At 45.5% G+C, this 22,076-nt stretch carries 23 protein-coding genes; 19 read left to right on the forward strand and 4 right to left on the reverse strand.

The genetic code is table 11. The features are described 5' to 3' along the window. Positions 1 to 38: 38 nt before the first annotated feature. The gene (locus tag GVJ32_RS10020; protein WP_159239925.1) at positions 39 to 455 is read right to left on the reverse strand and encodes a DUF4282 domain-containing protein; all 417 of its coding nucleotides are present in this window, start codon (positions 453 to 455) and stop codon (positions 39 to 41) included. Positions 456 to 613: 158 nt separating this feature from the next. On the opposite strand from GVJ32_RS10020, the gene GVJ32_RS10025 reads away from it, so the two are divergent. From GVJ32_RS10025 to GVJ32_RS10050, 6 genes are all read left to right on the forward strand, one after another. Then, entirely contained in the window at positions 614 to 1,360 is a 747-nt protein-coding gene (locus tag GVJ32_RS10025) for an Abi-alpha family protein (protein WP_159239926.1), read from the forward strand. 40 nt (positions 1,361 to 1,400) lie between these two features. After that, complete coding sequence (locus tag GVJ32_RS10030) at positions 1,401 to 2,633, forward strand: DUF445 domain-containing protein (RefSeq protein WP_159239927.1); 1,233 nt, start codon at positions 1,401 to 1,403, stop codon at positions 2,631 to 2,633. A 228-nt stretch (positions 2,634 to 2,861) separates the two neighbouring features. Next, positions 2,862 to 3,233, forward strand: coding sequence for a hypothetical protein (locus GVJ32_RS10035; RefSeq protein ID WP_159239928.1), 372 nt, complete (start codon positions 2,862 to 2,864; stop codon positions 3,231 to 3,233). Next, positions 3,220 to 3,672, forward strand: a complete 453-nt coding sequence (locus tag GVJ32_RS10040; RefSeq protein WP_159239929.1) for a hypothetical protein — start codon at positions 3,220 to 3,222, stop codon at positions 3,670 to 3,672. Before GVJ32_RS10035 ends, GVJ32_RS10040 begins: the two co-directional genes overlap by 14 nt. Before the next feature lie 384 nt (positions 3,673 to 4,056). After that, positions 4,057 to 4,266, forward strand: coding sequence for a hypothetical protein (locus GVJ32_RS10045; protein ID WP_159239930.1), 210 nt, complete (start codon positions 4,057 to 4,059; stop codon positions 4,264 to 4,266). Then, positions 4,263 to 5,504, forward strand: a complete 1,242-nt coding sequence (locus GVJ32_RS10050) for a hypothetical protein (protein WP_159239931.1) — start codon at positions 4,263 to 4,265, stop codon at positions 5,502 to 5,504. The genes GVJ32_RS10045 and GVJ32_RS10050 overlap by 4 nt, the downstream gene beginning before the upstream one ends. Positions 5,505 to 5,803: 299 nt before the next feature. Here the strand turns inward: GVJ32_RS10050 and GVJ32_RS10055 are convergent, their stop codons facing one another. Continuing rightward, entirely contained in the window at positions 5,804 to 6,997 is a 1,194-nt protein-coding gene (locus GVJ32_RS10055) for a GAK system CofD-like protein (RefSeq protein ID WP_159239932.1), read from the reverse strand. A 216-nt stretch (positions 6,998 to 7,213) separates the two neighbouring features. Between GVJ32_RS10055 and GVJ32_RS10060 the strand changes: the two genes are divergently transcribed. The 7 genes from GVJ32_RS10060 (at position 7,214) to GVJ32_RS10090 (ending at position 13,986) form a co-directional block, all read left to right on the forward strand. Further along, positions 7,214 to 8,857 (forward strand): PhoU domain-containing protein, encoded by a 1,644-nt coding sequence (locus tag GVJ32_RS10060; RefSeq protein WP_159239933.1) that lies wholly within the window; start codon positions 7,214 to 7,216, stop codon positions 8,855 to 8,857. Continuing rightward, entirely contained in the window at positions 8,850 to 9,740 is an 891-nt protein-coding gene (locus GVJ32_RS10065) for a GAK system ATP-grasp enzyme (protein ID WP_159239934.1), read from the forward strand. The genes GVJ32_RS10060 and GVJ32_RS10065 overlap by 8 nt, the downstream gene beginning before the upstream one ends. Further along, the gene (locus GVJ32_RS10070) at positions 9,737 to 10,870 is read left to right on the forward strand and encodes an HprK-related kinase B (protein ID WP_159239935.1); all 1,134 of its coding nucleotides are present in this window, start codon (positions 9,737 to 9,739) and stop codon (positions 10,868 to 10,870) included. The genes GVJ32_RS10065 and GVJ32_RS10070 overlap by 4 nt, the downstream gene beginning before the upstream one ends. Next, complete coding sequence (locus tag GVJ32_RS10075) at positions 10,858 to 11,556, forward strand: histidine phosphatase family protein (RefSeq protein WP_159239936.1); 699 nt, start codon at positions 10,858 to 10,860, stop codon at positions 11,554 to 11,556. The genes GVJ32_RS10070 and GVJ32_RS10075 overlap by 13 nt, the downstream gene beginning before the upstream one ends. Positions 11,557 to 11,640: 84 nt before the next feature. Beyond that, positions 11,641 to 12,987: a metallophosphoesterase family protein gene (locus GVJ32_RS10080; protein ID WP_159239937.1), complete on the forward strand. Its 1,347-nt coding sequence runs from the start codon at positions 11,641 to 11,643 to the stop codon at positions 12,985 to 12,987. 37 nt (positions 12,988 to 13,024) lie between these two features. Then, complete coding sequence (locus tag GVJ32_RS10085; RefSeq protein ID WP_159239938.1) at positions 13,025 to 13,294, forward strand: amphi-Trp domain-containing protein; 270 nt, start codon at positions 13,025 to 13,027, stop codon at positions 13,292 to 13,294. A gap of 212 nt (positions 13,295 to 13,506) precedes the next feature. Continuing rightward, complete coding sequence (locus GVJ32_RS10090; RefSeq protein ID WP_159239939.1) at positions 13,507 to 13,986, forward strand: DUF411 domain-containing protein; 480 nt, start codon at positions 13,507 to 13,509, stop codon at positions 13,984 to 13,986. A gap of 26 nt (positions 13,987 to 14,012) precedes the next feature. On the opposite strand, the gene GVJ32_RS10095 is transcribed toward GVJ32_RS10090, so the two are convergent. Together GVJ32_RS10095 and GVJ32_RS10100 are read right to left on the reverse strand one after the other, a co-directional pair. Next, complete coding sequence (locus GVJ32_RS10095; protein WP_159239940.1) at positions 14,013 to 14,684, reverse strand: RluA family pseudouridine synthase; 672 nt, start codon at positions 14,682 to 14,684, stop codon at positions 14,013 to 14,015. A gap of 23 nt (positions 14,685 to 14,707) precedes the next feature. Then, the gene (locus GVJ32_RS10100; RefSeq protein WP_159239941.1) at positions 14,708 to 15,223 is read right to left on the reverse strand and encodes a winged helix DNA-binding protein; all 516 of its coding nucleotides are present in this window, start codon (positions 15,221 to 15,223) and stop codon (positions 14,708 to 14,710) included. Between the two features lie 164 nt (positions 15,224 to 15,387). On the opposite strand from GVJ32_RS10100, the gene GVJ32_RS10105 reads away from it, so the two are divergent. From GVJ32_RS10105 to GVJ32_RS10130, 6 genes are all read left to right on the forward strand, one after another. Continuing rightward, positions 15,388 to 16,788: an aldehyde dehydrogenase family protein gene (locus GVJ32_RS10105; protein ID WP_159239942.1), complete on the forward strand. Its 1,401-nt coding sequence runs from the start codon at positions 15,388 to 15,390 to the stop codon at positions 16,786 to 16,788. Continuing rightward, on the forward strand, positions 16,785 to 18,047 hold the full coding sequence (locus tag GVJ32_RS10110) for a cytochrome P450 (RefSeq protein WP_159239943.1): 1,263 nt from the start codon (positions 16,785 to 16,787) through the stop codon (positions 18,045 to 18,047). The genes GVJ32_RS10105 and GVJ32_RS10110 overlap by 4 nt, the downstream gene beginning before the upstream one ends. A 33-nt stretch (positions 18,048 to 18,080) precedes the next feature. Beyond that, entirely contained in the window at positions 18,081 to 18,389 is a 309-nt protein-coding gene (locus tag GVJ32_RS10115; protein WP_159239944.1) for a ferredoxin, read from the forward strand. Between the two features lie 10 nt (positions 18,390 to 18,399). Then, positions 18,400 to 18,831, forward strand: a complete 432-nt coding sequence (locus tag GVJ32_RS10120; protein WP_159239945.1) for a nuclear transport factor 2 family protein — start codon at positions 18,400 to 18,402, stop codon at positions 18,829 to 18,831. Beyond that, positions 18,821 to 19,198 carry a hypothetical protein gene (locus tag GVJ32_RS10125; protein WP_159239946.1) on the forward strand — a complete coding sequence of 126 codons (378 nt, stop codon included), beginning with the start codon at positions 18,821 to 18,823 and terminating at the stop codon, positions 19,196 to 19,198. Before GVJ32_RS10120 ends, GVJ32_RS10125 begins: the two co-directional genes overlap by 11 nt. A gap of 93 nt (positions 19,199 to 19,291) precedes the next feature. Beyond that, positions 19,292 to 21,643 carry a TonB-dependent receptor gene (locus GVJ32_RS10130; protein WP_159239947.1) on the forward strand — a complete coding sequence of 784 codons (2,352 nt, stop codon included), beginning with the start codon at positions 19,292 to 19,294 and terminating at the stop codon, positions 21,641 to 21,643. The last annotated feature ends 433 nt before the right edge of the window (positions 21,644 to 22,076 follow it).

Here is a 22,076-nt window from a genome sequence, read left to right on the forward strand (position 1 = left end):
AATCAAAGTAAAATCCCCTTACTTATTGTTTTATATGCTTATTTTTCAGTGTTGGAGCTATTGTTATTTTTTCGTGTTTTCCAAAATTGAATTCTTGGAAGGTCGGATGCAATTTCATCGGTGACCCCAGAGACTTTTTCTACCTCGGCATGTAGTAAGCGAACCACCACAGTCATCTCAAATATGGAAAGGCAGAGCTCCAAAATGACTCGCCAAGTTGTCACCACGCCTATAAAGAGTACTGGGGCGAAGACGAATGACCAGAGAAAGCGAAAAAGCCAATTACTGGTTGCCCAAGTACTTACTATCAAGGAGAGGGCAAGAACCCCGGCAAACATGATCCCAGCTACGTATATTGTCGGCAGCATTCGGGTGGTAACTATATGATTAAAATTGATGTCGCCCAGTGCTTTTATAAACTCAGAGATGAATTCGCCAAGCTTTCTCTTCTGCATACAGCCCTCCATCGACGGCTTGCCATTATGGTGTTATTTTTATCGTTGCTTCCTAGTATAGCGATTTTAGGTATTGTGCAGATTACATTTACTAATGTAACATTGCAAGATGTCAGAAAATAACTGCCTACATATAATTTATAATAGTTGGCCTCCTTATGCGCACCACTGAACAACTTGTAAAACTTGCTCGCAAAATATCTGAAAGTGCCGAGCGCTTGCCTGGTGCTGACTTTGTTCAGCGTGAATACGAAGTAGTTGAAGACGCCATGCTGCAGACTCTGCATCGACGTTTGCGGCGAGCGGTTTCCCGCGAACCACAAAGTGGCGGTTTACTGGAAGGGCCAAAATCAAACGGTAATGATGAGAAAACAGTTGATGGCAGTGACCTCTTTGCCGAACCAATACAGCCGAGATCACCTGCGCAGCGCCTGCAATTCATTATGCAAGACGCCATGGAACAGACTAAAGAGGAGTCAATTCGTAGCTGGGCGAATCGAGTACTGGATCATTTGGTTGCTGACGAAGTACGAATTCTATCGGCACTGTCTGATGATAGTGATCACGCCGTAATCAATGTCAGTGGCTCCCAGACCTTAACGGGGCAGCGCGAAGTATTACTTTCTGGTATTTCCTCGGTTAGTAAGCCGGCAAGAGTGAAGGTTCGGGCGCTAATGCCGGTTTATCTCTCAAATCTTAAGTCTCTAGGTTTGGTTGAATTTGGCGCAAATAACGTAGAATTTGAATTGGAATACCAAGTGTTAGAAGCAGATAGTGACGTCATGGAGGTGATGGCTGTCGCGCAGAAAGCAGGGTATTTTCGCGTGCGATGTGATCGTAAGACTCTGAGGACTAGCCAGGCCGGGAGCCTATTCTGGGAAGTTTGTAACGCTAAAGAACTATAAATCAATTCAGCGCATAAAATTATAATAAAAGGGGTAATCTATGTTAGAGGCCGTATGGTTGGAATTCACCGCGCATTGGGTGCTTTATTTGTCGATGCCAATCACGAGTGGGGTAGTAGGCTTTATAACTAATGTTGTGGCGATAAAAATGATGTTTTCGCCTCTCGAATTTGTTGGTAAGCGACCTATTTTTGGTTGGCAGGGAATTATTCCCAGCAAGGCCGGTAAAATGGCTAGCATTGCAGTGGATACCATTGTGCCGAGGTTGATCACTGAGCGGGAGGTTTTTGATCGACTTGACCCTGTTCGTGTTGCTCAAGAAATCGAGGGGCCAATAGTTGCACTGGTCAACCATATGGTTGAAGAAATCATGTCTGAGTTCGAGCCGGGTATATGGGAAACACTTCCACGGGCGGCAAGAGATTTGATCATTCACCGTATTCAAGCTGATGCGCCCGACGCGGTTGCAGAGGTGATGAAAGATCTACGCAATGATATTGAAAATGTTTTTGATTTAAAGGATATGGTGATCACTACATTGGTGCGTGACAAGACACTAATAAACCGTATATTTCAAGAAACCGGCAGTGAAGAATTTAAATTCATCGGTGTGTCGGGGCTCTATTTTGGCGCTCTGTTTGGCTTCTTTCAGATGGTCGGATGGATGTTTTACAAAGCTGATTGGCAGTTGCCATTATTTGGTTTATTGGTCGGTTATTGTACCAACGTGGTGGCGTTAAAAATGATTTTTCAACCCCAGTCGCCGATGCGTTTTGGTCCGTGGAAGCTCCAAGGTATTTTCCACAAGAGGCAGAAAGAAGTTTCTCGTGATTATGCCCGGCTTATCGCTGATGAAATTGTTACACCGAGCAATATAATTGAGTCAGTGCTAAAAGGGCCGTATTCCGACCGTGTTTTTATGATGATTGCTCGTCATGTAAAGCGTGTTATTGACGATCAGTCTGGTATGGCTAGGCCCTTTGTGGCATGGACAGTAGGTACTCGCCAGTATGTAAAAATTAAGGAAGTAGCTGTTGTGCGCTTGGTTGAACGGCTCCCTGAAACGGTTAAATCAGTTGACGTCTACGCCAAAGGTGCAATGGATCTTGCTAACACCCTAGCTGCTCAACTTGAAGTGCTTCCGCCACCAGATTTTGAAGACATGTTGCGACCAGCATTTAAGGAAGATGAGTGGATTTTGATTTTAGTCGGTGCGGCACTTGGTTGTTGCGTTGGTATTGGTCAGCTAATTTTATTTACGTACTTAGGTTAATTTGGGTTGTAGTTAAAGTGATTTTCTTTGCGGAGTGGCGTTTAGCCACTCCGCTTTTTTCTGTTTTTAACTATGACGTTATATTATTTAAATGAAGATGGATGTTTTTATAAATATATAGGCGATTTTGTGTCTTTTGAAGTCGTGTTTCTAGACTTTTTTTGTAGTCAATAAATAGTAACGATGCTGCCATGCTGGGGTTATGTTACAACTTGCCGAGAGTTTTTTATGTATTATTTTTCTTTAGGGCTGTTTGCCCTGCTGTTGGTGTTGGTCGTTTATTTATTAATTCGGCTTACGGCCCAGCGTAACCTCCTGTTGATGTTGCAGAAGGAGCAACAGGCCTTAGCTAACGCATGGAAATCTAGTCCTGTGGATTTTAGTCAGATTCCGGTGTCCGAGAGTCAGGCATTTATTGCGATAAAAATATTGAATCCTGTGGAGTTGGCCGCTGAAGAATCGGTTTTTGCTGGTCTATTAAATAATTTTGCACCGGATGTGATTCGTAGCATAGTGTATAAGCGTACCGTTGAAATTATGCGCGGACAGCTTGAAGAAAAAGGCGTACAGGCGGAGATTAGTATTCATGGCTTGGATTGAGATTGCTAAATGTTTAGCGGCAGTCGTATTGATTGGTATTTCAATTTTTTCCCTGTGGAAACTCGAGGTTAATGTGCGTGACTTCTCTTTTCGTTTGCGTGCCGATGCCGCTGGACTGCTTGAATTGCGTTACCAAGAAGAGTGGCACCGCCAGTTAGAGTCTGCGCAGGACTTGGCCGAAGCAGTTATAGATACTAGTACTGCTACTGTACGTAATGTTCATATGGGTATCGCGAGAGCTTCTTTTGACGCTCTTGAATCGTACTCTGCAACTCGAGATACAGCCAAAATTGTTCGTCAAACGCATGACCTGATTTCTGAGTCTGTATATTCCTCGATTCGTGGTGTTAATAAAGCGGCCGGTTATTTGACCCGAGCAGGTATAGACGTGAAAGCCCGTCGGGCGAAATCGGTATTGCCACCTAGTGAGGATAAATAGATATCGCCATTTAGTGAATTTAGCATTTGAATTTGTGCTCATGAAATCATGGTGCTTTATTTATTGAGGGTGTTAGTGAATGTGGGGGCTTCGATGCCAAATTCGGAGCCAAATACCTTGGTGTTCAGAAGCGCTAGGCTAATAACGCTGCACAGTAATAGAAGAATAAAAAATAGTGAGAGGCTGACCCCAAAAAAACGGCCGATAATATCGTTTTCAACGCCAAGGGCGTGCGCGGGTGAAGTTTAACGGGCCATCTTTATTTTCATTAGGCGATTGGCTTAGGGTGCCGTGACTTGGCCGACTGCACTATTCTTAAAACGTCGGTGGTTGGAGATAGCTACTCGGTTCAAGACGTTATTGCGACAATAATATGGGGGTGTGATGAATCGATTGGACTGGACCGACGTGCTGGGCGAGGAGGCTCCAGCGGGCATAGCCGTATTGGATAGCGACTTACAAATTGCGCTTGCGACATTGCTGGCAGAATCACAGCAACGCCAACGATCTCAACTTGAAGCTGCACTCGAGGCAGCGCTGGGGCATGTGCCGCGGGTGTTGCGTGGTGCGGTTAGGAGGGTGCTGTTCCCATGAGTTTGGAACATCAAGCTGAAATATTAAAACTGGCGCGCGTACTGGATGTTGATACCTTAGCGTTGGCGATGCTGCAGGAGGTCGATGCAGCAAGTATTCGACAACTGCGCCTGCAGGCCGTCAAAAGAATTCACATTGGGGACGCGCCAATATTCAAACGAATCGTCTCGGCCTCACGTTTGTTGCCGGTACCGGTGCTGGCCTTAATTGCTGAAAAGGTAATGGGTTCATTAATCACCGCGCGGATTGCTGGGCAAATGGATGTTGAGCGCGGCGTGGGTATAGCCAGTCGGTTGCAGATAGGGTATCTGGCTGATGTTTGTCTGCATCTTGACCCTGCTCAAGCGCGTGAGTTGATACGGGCTATTCCGCAGCGGCAGATTGTAGCTGTAGCGCAGGAGCTGGCCGCGCGAGATGAATGTGTCGCCATGGGGCGTTTTGTAGACATTTTGTCTGAGGCGTCAATTATGGCCGTTGTCGATGTGCTCGATGATGCACAATTATTGCGAACGGCATTTTTTGTGGAGAACAAACAGCGACTCGATTCTATTATCGAGCACTTTGCACCGGAACGTCTGATTGCCATTATTCGCTGTGCGGCGTCTGATGCCGATCTGTGGCCCGAAGCCTTGGGGCTTATGCGGCACTTAAACCCCACTCTTCGTGGTCGCCTGGCGAACTTGGCGGCAAGCCTAGATACGGATGTGCTTAGTAGTATGCTGCGTTCAGTCAGTGCGCATGGTCTGTGGAGTGATGCACTGCCCATCATTGCCGACATGAGTGAAGAATCACAATCGCGGTTTGCCAATCTGCCTGATATTCAACAAACCGATGTGTTGCTGGATATCATAAGTTTCGCCTGTGCTGAGGGGCTCTGGCCTGATGTCTTGCCTCTGGTGAGGTTGATGGATGACGCTGGCAAGACTGCCTGTGCCCAAGCAGCGGAATATCTGGATGGAGAACAATTATTGTCTTTGGTCAGAGCTGCAAGTGATCATAGTATGTGGGGCGATGTACTTGACTTGGTTCAGCGTATGAACGAACCACAAAAATATGAAATCGTTGCTTTAATGGGAATGGCACCACAGGCTATTGTTGACACCATGCTGCCGGCAATTGACGTCTCAAATTACTGGGACTTGCTATTACCGGCATGGCCGAAAATGACAACCGTAGGGCGCGATAGACTGCGACAGGCAGCTGGAAAAATAAACCAGGAGGGAAAGTTACCTGCCTGACTTTGTAAAAAATTTGCAGGCGAAGATTGAGGAAATTGAGGTCAGATTGACGCTAAAGAGGCAGCTCAAGAGAGCTTAGATGTTAGAGCCAGATTCACTTGATGCAGGGAGTAGTGAATTCGATGGGTCTTTGAATTACCAAGTTGGATAGTCGTACATAAGGTTTTTCTGGAAATATAATATCCATCGGTAATATTCAGTTTTCGAATTGCCGCAGCTTCTGTCTGCCTCATTTGAGTAGTACAGTCTGAAGGGGATTGGTGTAAAAGACCTGTAATCCCCTATTATGTTGTCGTTTTTTATGTCAGCGACATCAGCGCAGAAACCAAAAGCTCATTGTCGTAATAGGGCGCACTTTGCTTGCTAACTAGTCTTGTATCGATCAGCTCGACGTTTAGCGACGTTAAAACCTCTGCAGACAGTTTTGATGGATAAATTCCATTGCGGCTATCTAATAATACAAAGTTCAAGAGTTTTTGGTTTGTCGTATGGTCATCACAGTCTGCGTGGAGCTGGGCAAGTAAGCGTTCAACTGAACTAGTTAAATCCATATTAAATTGTTCAGGGTCACTGCCTAAGTTTGGTATATATACTTTTGGGCAATCGTTTTCTGCAATGGCTTTGCCAACACCTTCTGGTATTAAATTCGCAAGTAGTGATGAGTAGAAACTACCAGGAGGGTAGCAAATGAGTTCGGCAGACTCTATTAGTTTGCGATTCTTTTTACGAATAGAAATCGATTTAATTGATTTAATTTCTGGATCTTGAGAAAGAAAAATATGCTCAATGGCAGAATCTAATGGCGCTACTTCTTTGCCGGTAATTAAATGCTGGCCGATGAGTTCACTACCATCTTCTAAATCTACGCCTAAGTGAAGATCGTCATTCACTATGGTCCGCACGGTACCTTGTACGTTAACCAGCTTAGAAAATAGAAAAATAATAGGGTCTAGGTGACGGTGATTATTTAGGTATCCACCGGCAAGAATGAGATTCCCGATGCTGGCACCTCGCAGATCGAAGTTTTTAGGCATGGAGCCTAAGAAAAATCCCAATTGATTGCAGATTAACTTGCGCATGGGGTTGGCGATATCACTTATTAGTGGCGATTTACCACGAATCAATTCATTTAACTGCATGAGTAGCAGTTGTTGCGATGACGCTTTGTCTAAGCGGTGGTCAAACAGGGCGACAATTTCTGGATGTCCGAGTACTGATTCGTCTGCTAAGGCCATCAGGCGACTGCGCAAATCACCTATTGAGGGCATATCAAAGGCTTTACGTAATTCAGCTGAACTGCCGCCAGAATCGAATGGTGTTAATAAATGGATGGAGTTATGGGTATAGTTTTTGAGGGTTTTACAAAGGCTGTTTAAGGCCGAACCACCACTAAAAAATAGTACGCGGGGCCCGAGCTCTGGAATTTTTCGGTAGCGGCTAATGCGTAATGGATCAGGAATATTAAGGCTGCGGGTAACTCGAACATTCGTCATAAAAATAAATCATTATCTTAAGGCTAATAGTGCTCTTGTCATATTTCTGTAACAGACAATGGCAACTGAATGGGTCAGAATTAGGGCATGATACCTCGCTATTGTGACGGTTTTTCGTCTTATTATGGTCTGTTCAGTCGTGAATGTAGTGTGAGAGTTGCTTTGACTGATATACCGCCGCGCCCGTTGCCAAGGGTTATATGAAGAAGATTAACCATGAAAATTCCTAAAAATATTCGCGATAATCTACGCTTTTTGTGCATAGAAATTGATTCCTTATTGGAGAGCTTGGAGGCGTGCTTTCTTGAGGAGGTCGCAGTGCAGGGGCGACGTATTCTCGACCGGGGTGGTTACGCTTATAACTTAAAGGTACGTATTCACAATGCTTCTCTGCAGCAACTGTCTCGCCTGCAAAAAGGTGATGCGAATACCATGAGTCTGCGTGGTGCAGAGTTTATTGCTACTGATCTTGAGCGTATTGCCGAACTTTGTCGTGAGAGCGCTAAGCAAATTAGTTATCTAGATGACCGCAGTGAGATATTTTCAGAGCGCTATCCGCCGATGCTCGCCTTGATACGTGAAGGTATCGGCATGATTGGAGTGGCAGTGAATGACAGCGATAGTCGCCAAGCGTTGAAAATAGGTCAGTTAGAGTCGCAGATAGATCGAACGTATCACCGTTTATATAAACGTTATATCACCGCTCTAAAGACGAAGAGTAAACATACCGAAAGTTTAGTGACTGCCTTGTTTCTCGCACATAACGTCGAGCAGATGGGGGACGCATTGCGCAATATTAGTGAAACTATTATTTCCGCGAATATTGGTCAGCCTGTTAATTTTGAGCGCTATCACGCTCTACAAGAGTCGGTAGAGCATTTAGAAACCGACGTATTACGGGGCCAATTAACAGTGCTTCCCATTGCTGAAACTCGCTCAGGAAGTGCTATTTCTGGTGTTCACGCTGGAGTGGGGAGCGAAAGGGAAACGATTGCTATTTTTAAGGAAGGCCAGAAAAGTAAACTTAAGGAAGAGCGGCAAGGAGTTAAGAGTTGGCACGAGATCTATCCGGGCTTGGCACCGCGTATACTGAGCTATAAAAAGCGGGGGCAGTCGGCAGCACTGCTAATAGAGCATTTGCCGGGTCTTACATTTGAGCAAATTTTGCTAAGTGGTAATCGTCATCAGCTTGCACATTGCCTTGAACGCTTAAGCGAGACATTGCAGTCAGTATGGACGCAGACGCGTAATGAAAAACCGGTGGCAGCCGGATTTATTGCTCAAACAGGCAAGCGGCTGTCAGAAATTTATAAAATTCATCCCGAATTCCGTATAGGCAGAACTGATATTTGTGGTCATAAAAGGCCTGCCTTTTCAGAGATATTGCAAAAGGCTGAGGCCTATGAGGCTCAGTTTTGTGCACCTTTCTCGGTTTATATTCACGGCGATTTTAATGTCGATAATATTATTTACGACCCTGCTGAAAATCGAATTAACTTCATAGATTTGCATCGCTCTAGGTATATGGATTACGTACAAGATGTGTCGGTATTTATGGTATCGAACTATCGATTGCAGATACTCGACCACGAAGTTCGGCAGCGTATTATGGCGGTGGCAAGAGATTTTTGTGAATCTGCTCGGCGCTTTGCCGCAGCGCAGGGTGATGAAAGCTTTGAAATTCGTTTAGCACTCGGGCTAGCGCGATCTTTCATCACATCTACCCGTTTTACTCTCGATAAGTCACAAGCACGGCGGATGTTTTTACGTTCTTGTTACTTGATTGAAAAAATACTCAATACTCCGGCGAGTGAGCAATCGTCGTTTAAAGTGCCAATTAGGGAGATATTCGTTGTCTAAATTAAAAATCGCTGTGGTAGGGATACCAGGTAAGTGGTCTACAGAGGTGTTTGCTGACGCACTTGAGCACAGAACGGGATTTCGCTTAGTGGTTGATATGGCAGAAGTCTGTTTAGATTTGAGCGCCGGATCGCTAATGTATCGTGGTACTAATCTGTGTGACCTCGATGGTATTGTGGTGAAAAAAATTAGTGCGGAATACAATCCAGGCGTCCTTAACAGACTTGAAATGTTGCGTTTTGCAGAGTCTCGTGGTGTTCGCGTTTTTAGTCCCGCGACAAGTATGCTGGGGCTGATTAATCGACTTAGCTGCACGGTCACCATGCGGCAATATGGGATTCCAATGCCGGATACTGTGGTGACAGAAGACATTGACGAAGCGATGACAGTGGTTCGTCAGTTTTCAGCGGCTGTATGCAAGCCTTTGTTTTCTACCAAGGCGCGGGGGATGTGCATTATTAATGGTCAGCAAGAAGATGAAGCTTTGGCCACCGAGTTGCGGCAGTTTCAGTTGGCTAATCCGGTCATGTATCTGCAGCGCAAGATTGATCTCCCCGGGCGAGATTTAGGCTTGGTGTTTTTGGGTGGTAAGTATATAGGGAGCTACGCTCGGGTTTCGCAAAGTGATAGTTGGAATACGACGATTAATAGCGGCGGTCGCTACACGCTTGTAGAACCGCCAGCGGAGACTATTGAAATAGCACAGCGCGCGCAAGCGGCATTTAATTTAGATTTTACCACCGTCGATGTGGCCGAAACTGATAATGGCCCAGTCGTGTTTGAAGTGTCGGCATTTGGTGGATTTCGCGGTGCGCTTGAAGGGGCAGGAATCGATGCAGCGGCGCTTTATAGTGATTACGTAATGGAAAGTATCCGGCCATGATTAGAAGTAGTGAGGGTATTTACCAGCAATTTTGTGAGGGTGTGGTATTTAAAGCACGCGAAATTATCTTGGAGTGGGCTGGTATGCGGGTGGCCCTGCGCAGCAACTCAATGGAGTTACTTGACAGCTTAAGCGGTTATTTTTCGCACTGTATATTATCGAGTTCAGATGTTGCTAATATCGGAGATTTGATACGTATTACTGCAATTGAGCAAGATGAGCCTGTTATAAATATGAGTTTTCAAGATTGGCGCAGAGAGGGTGGAAAGACGGGACGCAAGGACAGCTTTGTGACCTTGGATGATGGTCGCCTATTACGAAAAGTCCGTACGGGTATGGTTTTTTTGCAAAGTAGCGACCTTCTACTGGCTGTCGGCCCCTGTGTCGACAATAGCAATCAAGTCGTTAATTTTATTATTTCCCAATTAATGAACCAGATTCAGCATAAGAATTACCTAATTTGTCACGCTGCGGCTGCGCAAGTGAATGGCATGGGGCTGGCGCTGGCAGGATTCTCTGGTGGTGGGAAATCTACGTTAATGCTGAAATTATTGGAAAATAGTGATAGTAAATTTATTAGTAATGATCGTCTTTTTCTTCGCGACGGCGACGGCGACGGCGACGATGGCGTTCATGCTGTCGGCGTGCCTAAATTGCCTCGTGTTAATCCGGGTACTTTATTAAACAATGCTCGGCTTCGAAGCTTGATGGATGAAGATGATCAGCATTACTTTGATAATCTTCCCTATTCAGAGCTTTGGGACATTGAGAGAAAATACGATGTGCCAGTAGAGGCTTTGTATGGTGCAGGTCGAATTTTAGCCTCGTCGTCACTGATGACGGTAATTATTTTAAACTGGCGGCATGACAGTGATCTGCAAACGACGATACAAACAGTTGATATCTCTACTCGCCGGGAACTACTGGCAGCAGTTAAAAAAGCGCCGGGACCTTTCTATCAAGACGCCAGTGGCGAATTTTTGCAAGATGAGAGCGTAGTTAATGAGGAGCCTTATCTTGCCTTGCTTCAACAATCCCAAGTATGGGAATTGAGTGGCAAGGTAGATATTGAATACGGCGTTAAACTAATTATGAACCAACTAGCCTTAGAGACGGTATGCCAAGATTAATTGCTGCGCTTGTTCGCCATGGAGAATATTACCAAAGAGTGAATGTCCCCAGCGCACTGCAACCCTATCCATTGAATGCTGAAGGGCAAGCGCAGGCGAATAAGGCTGCCTTAGCGTTAATTGGCGAGGCGATAGAGAATCAGTGGGATATATGCACGTCAATTGATAGCTCGACCTTATTGCGCGCATGGCAAACAGCAGAGCTGTACCGTTCGGCTATTCAAGAATACATGACTGAGTCAGTCGAGCTGGCTAGCTTTGACGCATTATGTGAACGCAGTGTTGGCAGTGCTGCTAATTTGTCCTTGGATGAGATTCAAAACGTTATTGGCCACGATCCGCGTTTTGGCGATCTTCCTGATGATTGGAAGTCTGACAGTCATTTCTGCCTACCATTGGTCGGCGCTGAATCATTGATGATGGCGGGGCAGCGTGTCGCCGAGCATATACGCAATAGTATGCTCGGCTGTATTGGCGTTGAGCGCGATACGCTTAAAGTGTTTGTGGGACACGGCGCTGCGTTTCGCCATGCCGCCTATATACTCGGTGTATTGAGGTTTGACGAAATTGCTAAGTACAGTATGCATCATGCAAAACCTATTTATATCGAGTTAATTAATGGCGAGTGGACGCATATTGGCGGCGACTGGAAGCAGCGCGACGGATCACTACCGCTACTTGATTGAGCGTTTATTTTACAGAGTAAAGAGCAATTAATTTGCCTTATTCATTCAAATGTCACAGTACTGAAATATAACTGTAGACTGACGATGAAGGACGAAAACACCATGGCAATAGTCGCCGCACGGAATCTTCAGTTAAGCTCCCCGAATAGTGACTGCTATGTCGAGGCCGCCGGTTTAGCCTATGAACCTTGGGAGTTGGGCAGTCGCAGCGATCCACTTAAGCTGGCTAAGCGGCGGCTGCTATTGCGTGAGACCTTAGAAAAGTCTGTTGTGGAACATCCTTGGGTTTGGCCAAAGCGAACCATTATTTTTGTGTCTGACGCGCACGCCGATACCGAGGCCTTTCAGGAATCATTAGTGGCATCTGGTGGCGTAAAATTACATCGCCATCGTGGGTTTACGCTGACAGCGGCAGGGCGCAGGGCCACGTTCGTTATTGGTGGTGATTGTTTGGATAAGGGCCCTAGTAATCTCGCCTTATTGCGCAGCGTGAAAGCGCTGATGGATTGCGGCGCAAATGTGAAATTGCTGGCGGGTAATCACGACGTTCGCTTTCTCGTTGGTTTGCGCGCCATGAGTTTGCCCGCGCACTGCGATACCGAACATATGTTTGCTCGGATGTCGCCCAAGGTGGTTCCGCTATTATATGAAATATACCAAGACTATTTGCAGGGTAGTAAACGGGCCTTACGCGGTGTGCCGTCACTTGATGAGTGTAAGAGTCGATTACTGCCAGCGGCCGGCTGGCTTGAACGCTTTGAGGTGTCGGCGCGGGGCCGTATGTCCGACGAGACATTGCAGCGTGAATTGACGCGGATGCGGAAAAAAATTGCGGGACTTGAAGTCTCATTTGCTGAGGTGGGTATGGGGCTGCGTGAGGTATATGCCACCGCAAAATTATGCCAAAAATTATTTCTAAAGCGCGGGGGGGAGTTCTCGTGGTTTTTCACAAAAATGCAGCTGGCTTATCGCAGTGGCTCATTCTTGTTTATTCATGCGGGCTTGGACGATCAAGCAATTGATATAATAAAGCGCGAAGGCGTAAAGACGCTCAACACACTTTACTCACAGCAGTTAAGGCATAATTTGTTCGACTTTTACTATGGTTCCATCGCGAACACCATGCGTACAAAGTATCGAGATGTAGACATGCCATTGTCAAATACGGCAGTGACTGAACTCTTTCGCCAAGGTATTCACGCAGTTGTTCATGGGCACCGCAATCGCCTAGACGGCCAGCGACTAATGCTTAGGCACGGTATGTTGCATATAGAAGGCGATATTACGATGGATCGTAATTCTCGTGTTAAAGAAGGGCTGAGCGGTATTGGTATTGGCGCTACTATCATAGAGCCTGCGGGAAGGGTGTTGGGTATTAGTAACGACTATCCAGCCATCAAGGAATTTTTACCTGCGCGTTATTTACAGTAAATAGGCGCAGGAAGTAACTGAACAGGGAATAGCTGAGATGCGTCAAACTAAAACCAGTTTTCGTCATGAGTCTTTGCAAGACGGTAAGTCTATTCAGGATTTTTTAAAAGCAATAACAAAGGGCCTTGCTAAGGGTCGTCTGCAATTTAGTGATGAGGACGGAGACGTTGTGATGTCGCCAGAAGGATTGCTGAATATGAAGCTAACAGCGACTCAGGATGAATCGCGGCACACAATTGATTTGCGTATTAGTTGGCAGGTCGACGATGGCGAGATTGAGAAGAAATTACTTACTATCTCAAATTGAGGTTATGCGCCGCCGTGTCAGTAATACGATAGCCGCAGATGCCTTGTAAGGGAGTATCGAGCTTATCGTAGAGAAATGATAATTTTGCGCTAATCTCGGCTGTGATACAGTATTGCCAAGCATATGGTAAGCAGAAATTTTACGTTTGTAGTTTGACAGCAAATACGTGGTTTTCTGCTTAAATTTCTTACTAAGCCTTGGCGGGTATCTCGATGATCGTATTTAAAAGAATTCTACTTCTCTGTGTATTTTTAAGCTCGGGCTTTGCTTTTGCTGAATCCGCAGCGCCGGCCGCAACTGCGCTAGAGGTATTTAAAAGTCCTTCCTGTGGCTGTTGCGGTAAGTGGGTTAAGCACCTTGAAGATAATGGTTTTACTGCAAGCGTTCAGCATCCATCGAATTTGAATGAGACCAAGGCCGCATTAGGTATTCCAGCCAATTTAAGCTCATGCCATACCGGCGTCAGTGCCGAGGGCTACTTCTTTGAAGGTCATGTTCCCGCCAGTGTGGTCGCGAAATTTTTATCGCAGCCGCCGGCCGACGCTGCAGGTTTAGCGGTGCCGGGTATGCCTGCGGGTAGTCCAGGTATGGAGATGGGTGGCCAGTTCACTCCCTACAACGTCATGCTTGTGAAGAAGGACGGCTCCAGTGAAATCTTTGCCAGCATGATGTCTTACAGCGATCAGTTTTAGTTATTCCGAACGCTGGTTTGTGGCGATTAAAAGGGGCAGGGGCTAGTGACGGACATTCGCTGCCCCGTCGAAGGGTGGTCAAATTCTAGCGAAGCCGCATGCAAAAGTAGTCTCGGTGCGAGTTTCGTTGAATTATCGCAATGATATAAATCGCAGCCTAAGATGGGGTGGCCAATCGCAAGGCTATGGATTCTTAATTGATGAGTCCGGCCTGTTAGTGGAGTAAAAAGCACGCGGCTGCGTTTTGGATTAGTTAGCCGAGAAATAACGTCAAATTGACTTTGAGCGGATTTACCCCATTTTTCACATAGCTTAAGTACCGGAAAGTTTTCTGGATCTTTAGCTATTGCGGCATCAATGATGCCGCTGTCTTCCGTAATATGACCCAGTAATTCACTAATATAGGTTTTTTTGACGCTACGATTTTGAAACTGTTTGGTCAGATTGGCATTGGCGTCTTTGTTAAGTGCTAAAAGCATAATACCCGATGTGCCAAAATCTAAGCGATGGGCTAGGGTAATGCTCGGAAATTTCTGAACCATACGAAAATGCACTGAGTCTTTATTTAATGGGTTTTTCCCAGAAAGACTCAGTAAGCCACTTGGCTTGCTGATTAGCAGAATATCGTCGTCTTGATAGAGGATGTCGATCTTATCTGCGCAGTATGGCGCGATAAAATCGTCAATGAGCTTATTCAAAGATAAATACGGGGTTAATGATATCAGCCCCTAATTTTTGAAAATTCATCGTCCATACGCATAAACATATAGATACCCATTTTGTTTTCATCTTCAGAAAAGTTTTCTGTAATGCGCTTAATCACGTTGCAGGCACTGGCAATCATTTCGTTGCAGTGCTTCTCACCGGCAGGGGTGAGGGTGATCAGCTTCTCTCTTCCTGAATTAGGGTCTTCTTCTAGCTCAATATAATGTAGCGGCGATTTAGACAGTGCGCGCAGGGCTTTAGACACACTGCTGCTGGTAATGTCATACCAGTTGGTCATTAATTTAACGATATCTTTACGGCTGATAGCGGTTTCGCCACTGCGCTGAGTTTCGGAGCGAAGTATCCACATAATGACGGTTTGGTGGCGATCAAGTCGCCCACACTCCATTAATCCGGCTTCTATCTTCATCCCAATGGAAAAGTGAATGGGGTAAAAATAGTCCAAAAACATATTTGGCGCAGATTCCGCATTGACAGGCACGTCGCCGTGCTTTTTCCAGTTATTACTCAATTTTCTTCCCAATATACTGATTTATATGTGAATTTAGGGTTGATTCGAGGCAGTGTCAAGATATTTGAATTTCGACATTGTGATAATATAGAAACTATTTCCTATTGACACTATTTCTTTTGGCTTGTATTCTTTTTCGAAACAATAACGAGTCGAAATAGTTTATGTCTGTTAGTAGCAATAACTTAGAGCTCCAGTTCAAGGCTTTGCGCAACGCCTATTATTCGGAGCGCTTTCCTTCTTTGGCGACTCGCTTAGATCGTTTACGTCGCATTAGGGCGATGTTGTCTGAAAATGAAGCCGCGTGGTGTGACGCCTTGTCACAAGATTTTGGCTATCGATCTGCAGACCAAAGCTCTTTTGCGGACATTACTACCAGTATTAAATCGGTTAATCATGCTTTAAAGAATTTGAAGTTTTGGATGAAGGCCGAGCGCCGCACTCCAGATTTGAGCTTGAGAATGAGCGGCGCTAAGACCTATGTAGAAGCCTTCCCCAAGGGTGTAGTTGGCATTGTTAGCCCTTGGAACTTCCCCATAAATTTGGCGCTTTCACCGCTAGTCTCAGTATTGGCGGCGGGCAATCGCGCATTTATAAAGCCTTCTGAAGCCACCCCTGCGACGTCGGCTCTGCTAGAGAAGTTAATAGGCCAGTATTTTGCGGCTGATGAAGTGTCAGTGGCCTGTGGTGACGTCGATGTGGCTCAAGCTTTTGTGAAATTGCCGTTTGACCACATTATTTACACCGGTGGCGAAACAGTCGCTAAGTATATTATGCGCGATGCTGCTGAGAACCTTGTGCCTCTGACTCTTGAGCTGGGCGGTAAGTCGCCGGTAATAGTCAGCAGCTCTGCAGATTTAAAAGTAACCGCAAAGCGCGTTGCTTTTGGTAAATATTTTAATGCAGGACAAATCTGCATTGCCCCAGATTACCTCTTAATTGCACCGGAAAGATTAGATGCTTTCTTGAAAGAGCTTCAATCCGCTGTTGAGCACACAGACTCATCTCAAGGTTCAGCTGATTCCGTATCTATTGTTAATGAAAGGCATCGTCAACGCCTAGAAAATTTAGTTGCTGAGGGCGAGAACAAAGAAGGTCGAGTTATTAAGATGTCTGGACTTAATCAATCGGCTTACCAACTTACAGTGGTAGTAAACCCGGCTGATGAAGCTGGAATAAATGGTGCCGAAATATTTGGCCCAGTGCTACTTATAAAAACGATCGGTGATCTCTCCCAGCAAATTGCCTATATCAATCAATCTTCGCACCCCTTGGTTATCTACTATTTCGGCCGGAGTGAGGCCGAATTTCGACGCGTGGCCAATGAAACCAGTTCAGGCGGCTTAGTGAAAAACGACGTTATTTTTCAATACGCTAATGATGACCTGCCGTTTGGTGGTGTTGGTGGTAGCGGAATGGGTAAATACCGTGGTGTGTACGGTTTTAAAGAATTTTCAAATAATAGGGCGATTTATAAATCTGGATTTATAGATGTATCGGGTTTTGTTACTCCGCCGTATTCAGATGTGTTCAGAATGGTTAACAAATTAATGAGGAAGATATGAATAATAACGCTATGAGTATTAATGACACCGACATCGAAGTCCTCATTAAAAACATGTTGTCGCCGGAGTGTATTAGCAATCCATATCCAGTTTATAAGCAATTACGCAATCATGCGCCGGTAAATGGCTTGCTAGATTATCCGCCGGGAACAGTGCCAGGAGTCGATACGCCATACCCAGCGTGGGTAGTGACACGTTACGAAGATGTGGATTATGTATTGCGTAATCCAGAAATATTCTCATCAGAAGACCCAATGCAGGCTAACTCTAGTGCGCCTAGTTTGATGCTGGTAAACCATGATCGTCCTAGGCATACCGCGCTAAGAAATTTAGCGAAAATGGCGTTTACACCAAAGCGTATCCACGACAATATCGTTGAGAGATTGCGTTTAGATGTTAACAAAATTGTAGACCGTTCACTCAATAATGAAATAGATTTTATGGTTGACGTGGCGGGCGTCATTCCTGCCTTGGTTATGACCTATCTTATGGGTCTGCCGCCTGAAGATTATAAGCTTCTTGTGCGTTGGGCAAACGCATTTATGGTGTCGTCAGACTTCACTCCAGAAGAGCGCCAGTCTTGTAATATTGAGCTTTTTCACTACTTTGTGGCTGCGGTAGAAAAGCGTTACGCGGATATTGAAGCAGGTATTGAAGTCTCCGATGACCTCATGACAGCGTTTATCAATGCTGAATACGAAGGTGACACTTTATCTAAAGAAGAAGTCGTTTTGTTCTGTATTACCTTAGTGGTCGCTGGCGCTGAAACAACTACTTACTTCATAGGTAATTTGATGGGTGTCCTGCTTGAAGATGCCGATTGGTTTTCTAAGTTAAAAGAAGATCGCAGTCTGATACGTCCATTTATGGAAGAGTGTCTGCGTCGTGATGGTCCTCCGCAACGTCTGTTCCGTTTAGTGCTTCAAGATTGTGAAATCTCTGGTCAAATTATTAAGGCTGGTGATTGGATCGCATTTTTCATGGCCGCAGCAAATCATGATGAGAGCGTATTTCCTGAGCCAGAAAAATTTATAATTGGCCGTAAAAATATCGCCAAACATGTCACCTTTGGGCGTGGAATCCATCATTGTTTAGGTGCACCGTTGGCCCGTGTTGAAGCTGAAATTATGCTAAACGTAGTTCTTGATAAATGCGATGGCATTAAAGGAAGTATTAGTAATTCAAAACGCCAATCAGGTGGTTTACTGGCCTATGGTTTTTCTACTTTGCCCGTCGAACTTGTAGCTAAGCGCACGTAATCGAATTTTATTAACGGAAGTAAGGCATTTCTTGTGCAAGTAATAGTAACGGATAGAGCAGGCGATGTAGCTGAGTATAGTGTGGAGGAATTTTCTGACCTTTTCACACAGCTTGGTGATGAAATGAAAATAGACGCTTTATGTGGGGGATGTTGTTCTTGCGCAACTTGCCATATCTACACAGATGCGAGCGACGCGATGTATTTGTCAGATTGCGATGAAAGTGAACGGGATGTATTAGATGGCTTATTACATGTTCGCGACGGTAGTCGTCTTCTGTGCCAGCTTAGCCTTAAAGAGAAAATGAAGACCTTAAAAATCACAATAGCTCAATCCGAATAGGGGAATAATAATGAGTGATACAGAAGCAAAGAAACTTGAAGAAGCGAATCTGGCTTTAACCAAGGAGGTTTTTTTTCGATTTGGTAGCCATGACGTAGATGGCATCGTTGAGTTGCTGCATGAAGACGCCCACATCGAATTCTATGGGCCTAGCGAAATACCCTACGCCGGAGATTATAACGGGTTAACCGAATGCCGGGAATTTTTTAGAACCGTGCTTTCCTCGGTTGATATTCATGTATTTGAAGCCGACGAGTTTATTTGTGAAAACGACAAAGTCATTGTTGTGGGGCACTTGCGCTTAACGACGAAGATTAACGGCAATGAAATTAAGTCGCCATTTGTTCACGTTATCACTTGCAAAGATGGGAAGTGGCTGTGGTTCCGTGACTTTATGAATACCACGGTAGCTTACAAGGCGTTTACTAACAATGCTGCCTAGTCACCGTAGTTTCTATGTGTCGGATGTGGGCTTGTTTCTACTCTTGGCAGTTCCATGCCTTAACGAGTATGTGATCAGTCTAGTACTTTCCTTTGGCGATGTTGATTTCTATGTCGGCTCGGCGAAGACAGCCCTAAATACCTTTGTTGGTATTGCTGGTGTGCTGGGGCTCGGCTTTTCTTTACTTAGATTACGGATTGCCGATAGCAGAGATCTGGTGTTCATTAGTTTTCTGGTGAAGTTATTTGCTGGCGGATGGTTGCTGTTTGGCTATATGCAGGGAGTATCTTCTGCGCTACTGGTATTGGCATTGGCAGACTTTGGTGCAGCAGTGGTTTTCGGTGCAGCATTAGTAAAAAGAACTTAAAAAAAATAGACCTGGAAGTGGCAGTGCTAAGCAGGTGTGAATAAAAGCCTGCGTCGCTGCTTAATAAAAATAGATAATAATGGTGTGTAAAACATGAATTACCTTTATCGAATGATGGCCTTGGCTATTGGTGGTGGCGCGGCGATGTCCATTCCGACTACGGTGCTAGCGGCTGGTCAGGGAAGTCGTCTAATTGAGGAGGTCATGGTCACGGCTCAAAAGCGTGAAGAAGATTCTCAAGATATTCCTATAATGATTAGTGCTTTTAGCGGCGAAAAGCTAGATGCTATGGGTGTGGATTCGACGGCAGATCTACAAAAAATTACTCCTGGCCTGACGTTTACCTACGCCTACGGCTACACCGTAATTTACTTGCGCGGCATTGGTACAGATGCATTTCTACCCAATGCTGATCCAAGTATAGCCACCTACATTGATGGTATGAATATTGGCCCGAGTCAGGGTAAGCAAGACACCTTGGGCGCGGTAAAACGTGTAGAGGTCTTGAAAGGGCCACAAGGTACACTGTTTGGTCGCAATGCCACCGGCGGTGCGATTAGTATCATTACGGAAGATCCGCCAGAAGAGTTTACGGGTTATTTAAAAACGGAAATCGGCAATTACAACGCCAAGGCTAGCCAGCTATATTTGGGCTTGCCAGTGACCGATACCTTGGGGTTAACCGTTTCGTTATTTAATAGCTCGCAAGATTTATATGGTCGTAATGAAGTATTTGGCGAGCCGGGCCCAATGAGAGATGAGTTTGCCGAAGGTGCCCGCGTTAAAATGCGCTGGGATCCCTTAGATAGCTTCGCCGTCACTTTAATTGCGGCTTATGGCAATCAGTTCACCAGTAACTCCCTGTCTCAAGAAAACACCCGTCCATCACCAGTCCTACTCGCCGGCGTCGAAGCCGATGAGCCAGATCGCGTTTGGCACAATAATGACCTCGGCGGTAACTCAACTATGAACGAGTTATATGGTGGCATATTTGAATGGCACCCTGGCCCAGTAGATGTGAAATTCATTTATTCAGAGAACTACGCTGTTGTTGACGAGGCGCATTACGACCTAGATTCCACAGAGCAGGCGGAGGCCTATTTTTACAGTGCTGACCAGTTCAATGATCAAAAGACCTATGAGTTACAAGTTTTATCAAATGAAGATACTTGGTTGTCAGAGGATCTGCAGTGGGTTGCCGGCTTATATCGCTTAGAGGGAGAGGGCGGTTTTGGGAGTTTGTATCTCACGCTGAATCCAACTGGCTTGGCTTTTAATCTGGTCGGCTTGCCGAATCTTTTAGCGCCGATCTTAGGGCCGATACTCAATTCAACGCCGGATGTTGTGCTTGGTAATGGCGGTATTCTTACCACAGAGTCTAACTCTGCTTACGCGCAGGCAACGTGGTTTACCACGGACTGGTTTAATGTTACCGCTGGTGTGCGTTATCAAGAAGAAGTGCGTGGCATTACCAATAGCTATTTAGACGTGGTGTTGCCAACTGCCGGTGACCCGCCAAATGAGTATTATAAGTCGGGTGATCGTTCGCAAAATGTTCGTATTTCAGATTTTGAAGCCCCTGATCTTGAGGAAAAAACGGTTTCGCCGCGTATCGCAATACAGTTCTTTCCATCAGATAATTTACAGATATTTGCCTCTGCGCAGCGCGGCTATAAAAGTCCGACCTACAATATTGTTAACTTCTTTACCAACCCTGATCCGGTAGATAAAGAAGAGGCAACTGCCTTTGAGATTGGCTTTAAATCGGATTTGTTTGATAGCACCCTACGTCTTAACGGGGCAGTATTTAAAACCAAAATTGACGGCTTACTCACTGCTCTTGTTGCTATTCCGTCTGGCGGCATAGTCAGCTTTAAAAACGCGGGTACCGCTGAAATAGAGGGTGCTGAAATTGACTTCCAATGGCAGCCGATGGCGGATCTCAACCCGGGCTTAGTATTTAGTGGCGGCGCTACTTACCTTGACGCTTTCTATACCGATTATAAAAACGGCGCCGGCTTTGATGACGACACCGGCTTATATTTTGGTGACGATAGTTTGACAGGCGATCCAGCGCGCGACTTTAGCGGAAACCGTATTGTGAGAACACCGCGCTTTAGTTCAAGTGTGTCGGCTAACCAATTCTTGAGCCTTGGTGAGCTGGGTAATCTTGAGTTCGGTGTGGATTATTACTACAACGGGGGCTACAACACGACTCCGCAGGCATCGCCTCACTTTGAACAAGATCAATATGAAACTTGGGCGGGACGGATTTCGTACTTTTATGATCCCCTTGGCTTGCAGTTAACGGCCTTTGTTAATAACGCGAAAGACAAAGATTATACCCAAGCAATGGTGCAGCAGGACTTTGGTCGCACAGTGACTTTGGCGCCACCACGTACCTATGGCCTGAAATTGAAGTGGGATTTCGATACCTTGTTCTGAACTTAGCAATCACCCTTGCGGAGGATGTGTGGACGGCGCGTCCTCCGCTTTTTTAATTTTTAGAATAAAAAGGAAATACATATGAAACTGAACTTTATATTTTCTAAATCTATAGTCGCAGCAGCATTGCTGGTAGCACTGCCATTGCTTAGCACAAAAGCATTCTCACAGGTGGAGTTGGCGAATTTGTTGTCCCTTAGTGACGGCCCTGGCGCGGTACTTTATGCCCCTATTAGTAGTTTGGGCCTATTGCCAAGTTCGCTTGCGAGTGGCGGCGCGTTTTTTAATGCGGGCAGCGATATATTGCTGAGCGGGCGAAATCCGGTAGATATCGTACTTAGCTTAGGTGGGCCTTTGAAGGTGCAGTTAGTGCCCATACTGGGTGTGTTGATGAACGNCCCACTGTCGACCGGCGATTTTATTCTTGGCGGCG

The organism is Zhongshania aliphaticivorans (assembly GCF_902705855.1).
GTDB lineage: Bacteria > Pseudomonadota > Gammaproteobacteria > Pseudomonadales > Spongiibacteraceae > Spongiibacter > Spongiibacter aliphaticivorans_B.

Excerpts from the sequence above, each read along its gene's own strand:
- GVJ32_RS10090 (WP_159239939.1), top strand. The coding sequence starts at position 13,507 with ATGATCGTATTTAAAAGAATTCTACTTCTCTGTGTATTTTTAAGCTCG.
- GVJ32_RS10030 (WP_159239927.1), top strand. The coding sequence starts at position 1,401 with ATGTTAGAGGCCGTATGGTTGGAATTCACCGCGCATTGGGTGCTTTAT.
- GVJ32_RS10055 (WP_159239932.1), bottom strand. The coding sequence starts at position 6,997 with ATGACGAATGTTCGAGTTACCCGCAGCCTTAATATTCCTGATCCATTA.
- GVJ32_RS10085 (WP_159239938.1), top strand. The coding sequence starts at position 13,025 with ATGCGTCAAACTAAAACCAGTTTTCGTCATGAGTCTTTGCAAGACGGT.
- GVJ32_RS10045 (WP_159239930.1), top strand. The coding sequence starts at position 4,057 with ATGAATCGATTGGACTGGACCGACGTGCTGGGCGAGGAGGCTCCAGCG.
- GVJ32_RS10025 (WP_159239926.1), top strand. The coding sequence starts at position 614 with ATGCGCACCACTGAACAACTTGTAAAACTTGCTCGCAAAATATCTGAA.
- GVJ32_RS10060 (WP_159239933.1), top strand. The coding sequence starts at position 7,214 with ATGAAAATTCCTAAAAATATTCGCGATAATCTACGCTTTTTGTGCATA.
- GVJ32_RS10120 (WP_159239945.1), top strand. The coding sequence starts at position 18,400 with ATGAGTGATACAGAAGCAAAGAAACTTGAAGAAGCGAATCTGGCTTTA.
- GVJ32_RS10070 (WP_159239935.1), top strand. The coding sequence starts at position 9,737 with ATGATTAGAAGTAGTGAGGGTATTTACCAGCAATTTTGTGAGGGTGTG.
- GVJ32_RS10050 (WP_159239931.1), top strand. The coding sequence starts at position 4,263 with ATGAGTTTGGAACATCAAGCTGAAATATTAAAACTGGCGCGCGTACTG.
- GVJ32_RS10105 (WP_159239942.1), top strand. The coding sequence starts at position 15,388 with ATGTCTGTTAGTAGCAATAACTTAGAGCTCCAGTTCAAGGCTTTGCGC.
- GVJ32_RS10130 (WP_159239947.1), top strand. The coding sequence starts at position 19,292 with ATGAATTACCTTTATCGAATGATGGCCTTGGCTATTGGTGGTGGCGCG.
- GVJ32_RS10035 (WP_159239928.1), top strand. The coding sequence starts at position 2,862 with ATGTATTATTTTTCTTTAGGGCTGTTTGCCCTGCTGTTGGTGTTGGTC.
- GVJ32_RS10110 (WP_159239943.1), top strand. The coding sequence starts at position 16,785 with ATGAATAATAACGCTATGAGTATTAATGACACCGACATCGAAGTCCTC.
- GVJ32_RS10020 (WP_159239925.1), bottom strand. The coding sequence starts at position 455 with ATGCAGAAGAGAAAGCTTGGCGAATTCATCTCTGAGTTTATAAAAGCA.
- GVJ32_RS10125 (WP_159239946.1), top strand. The coding sequence starts at position 18,821 with ATGCTGCCTAGTCACCGTAGTTTCTATGTGTCGGATGTGGGCTTGTTT.
- GVJ32_RS10080 (WP_159239937.1), top strand. The coding sequence starts at position 11,641 with ATGAAGGACGAAAACACCATGGCAATAGTCGCCGCACGGAATCTTCAG.
- GVJ32_RS10075 (WP_159239936.1), top strand. The coding sequence starts at position 10,858 with ATGCCAAGATTAATTGCTGCGCTTGTTCGCCATGGAGAATATTACCAA.
- GVJ32_RS10040 (WP_159239929.1), top strand. The coding sequence starts at position 3,220 with ATGGCTTGGATTGAGATTGCTAAATGTTTAGCGGCAGTCGTATTGATT.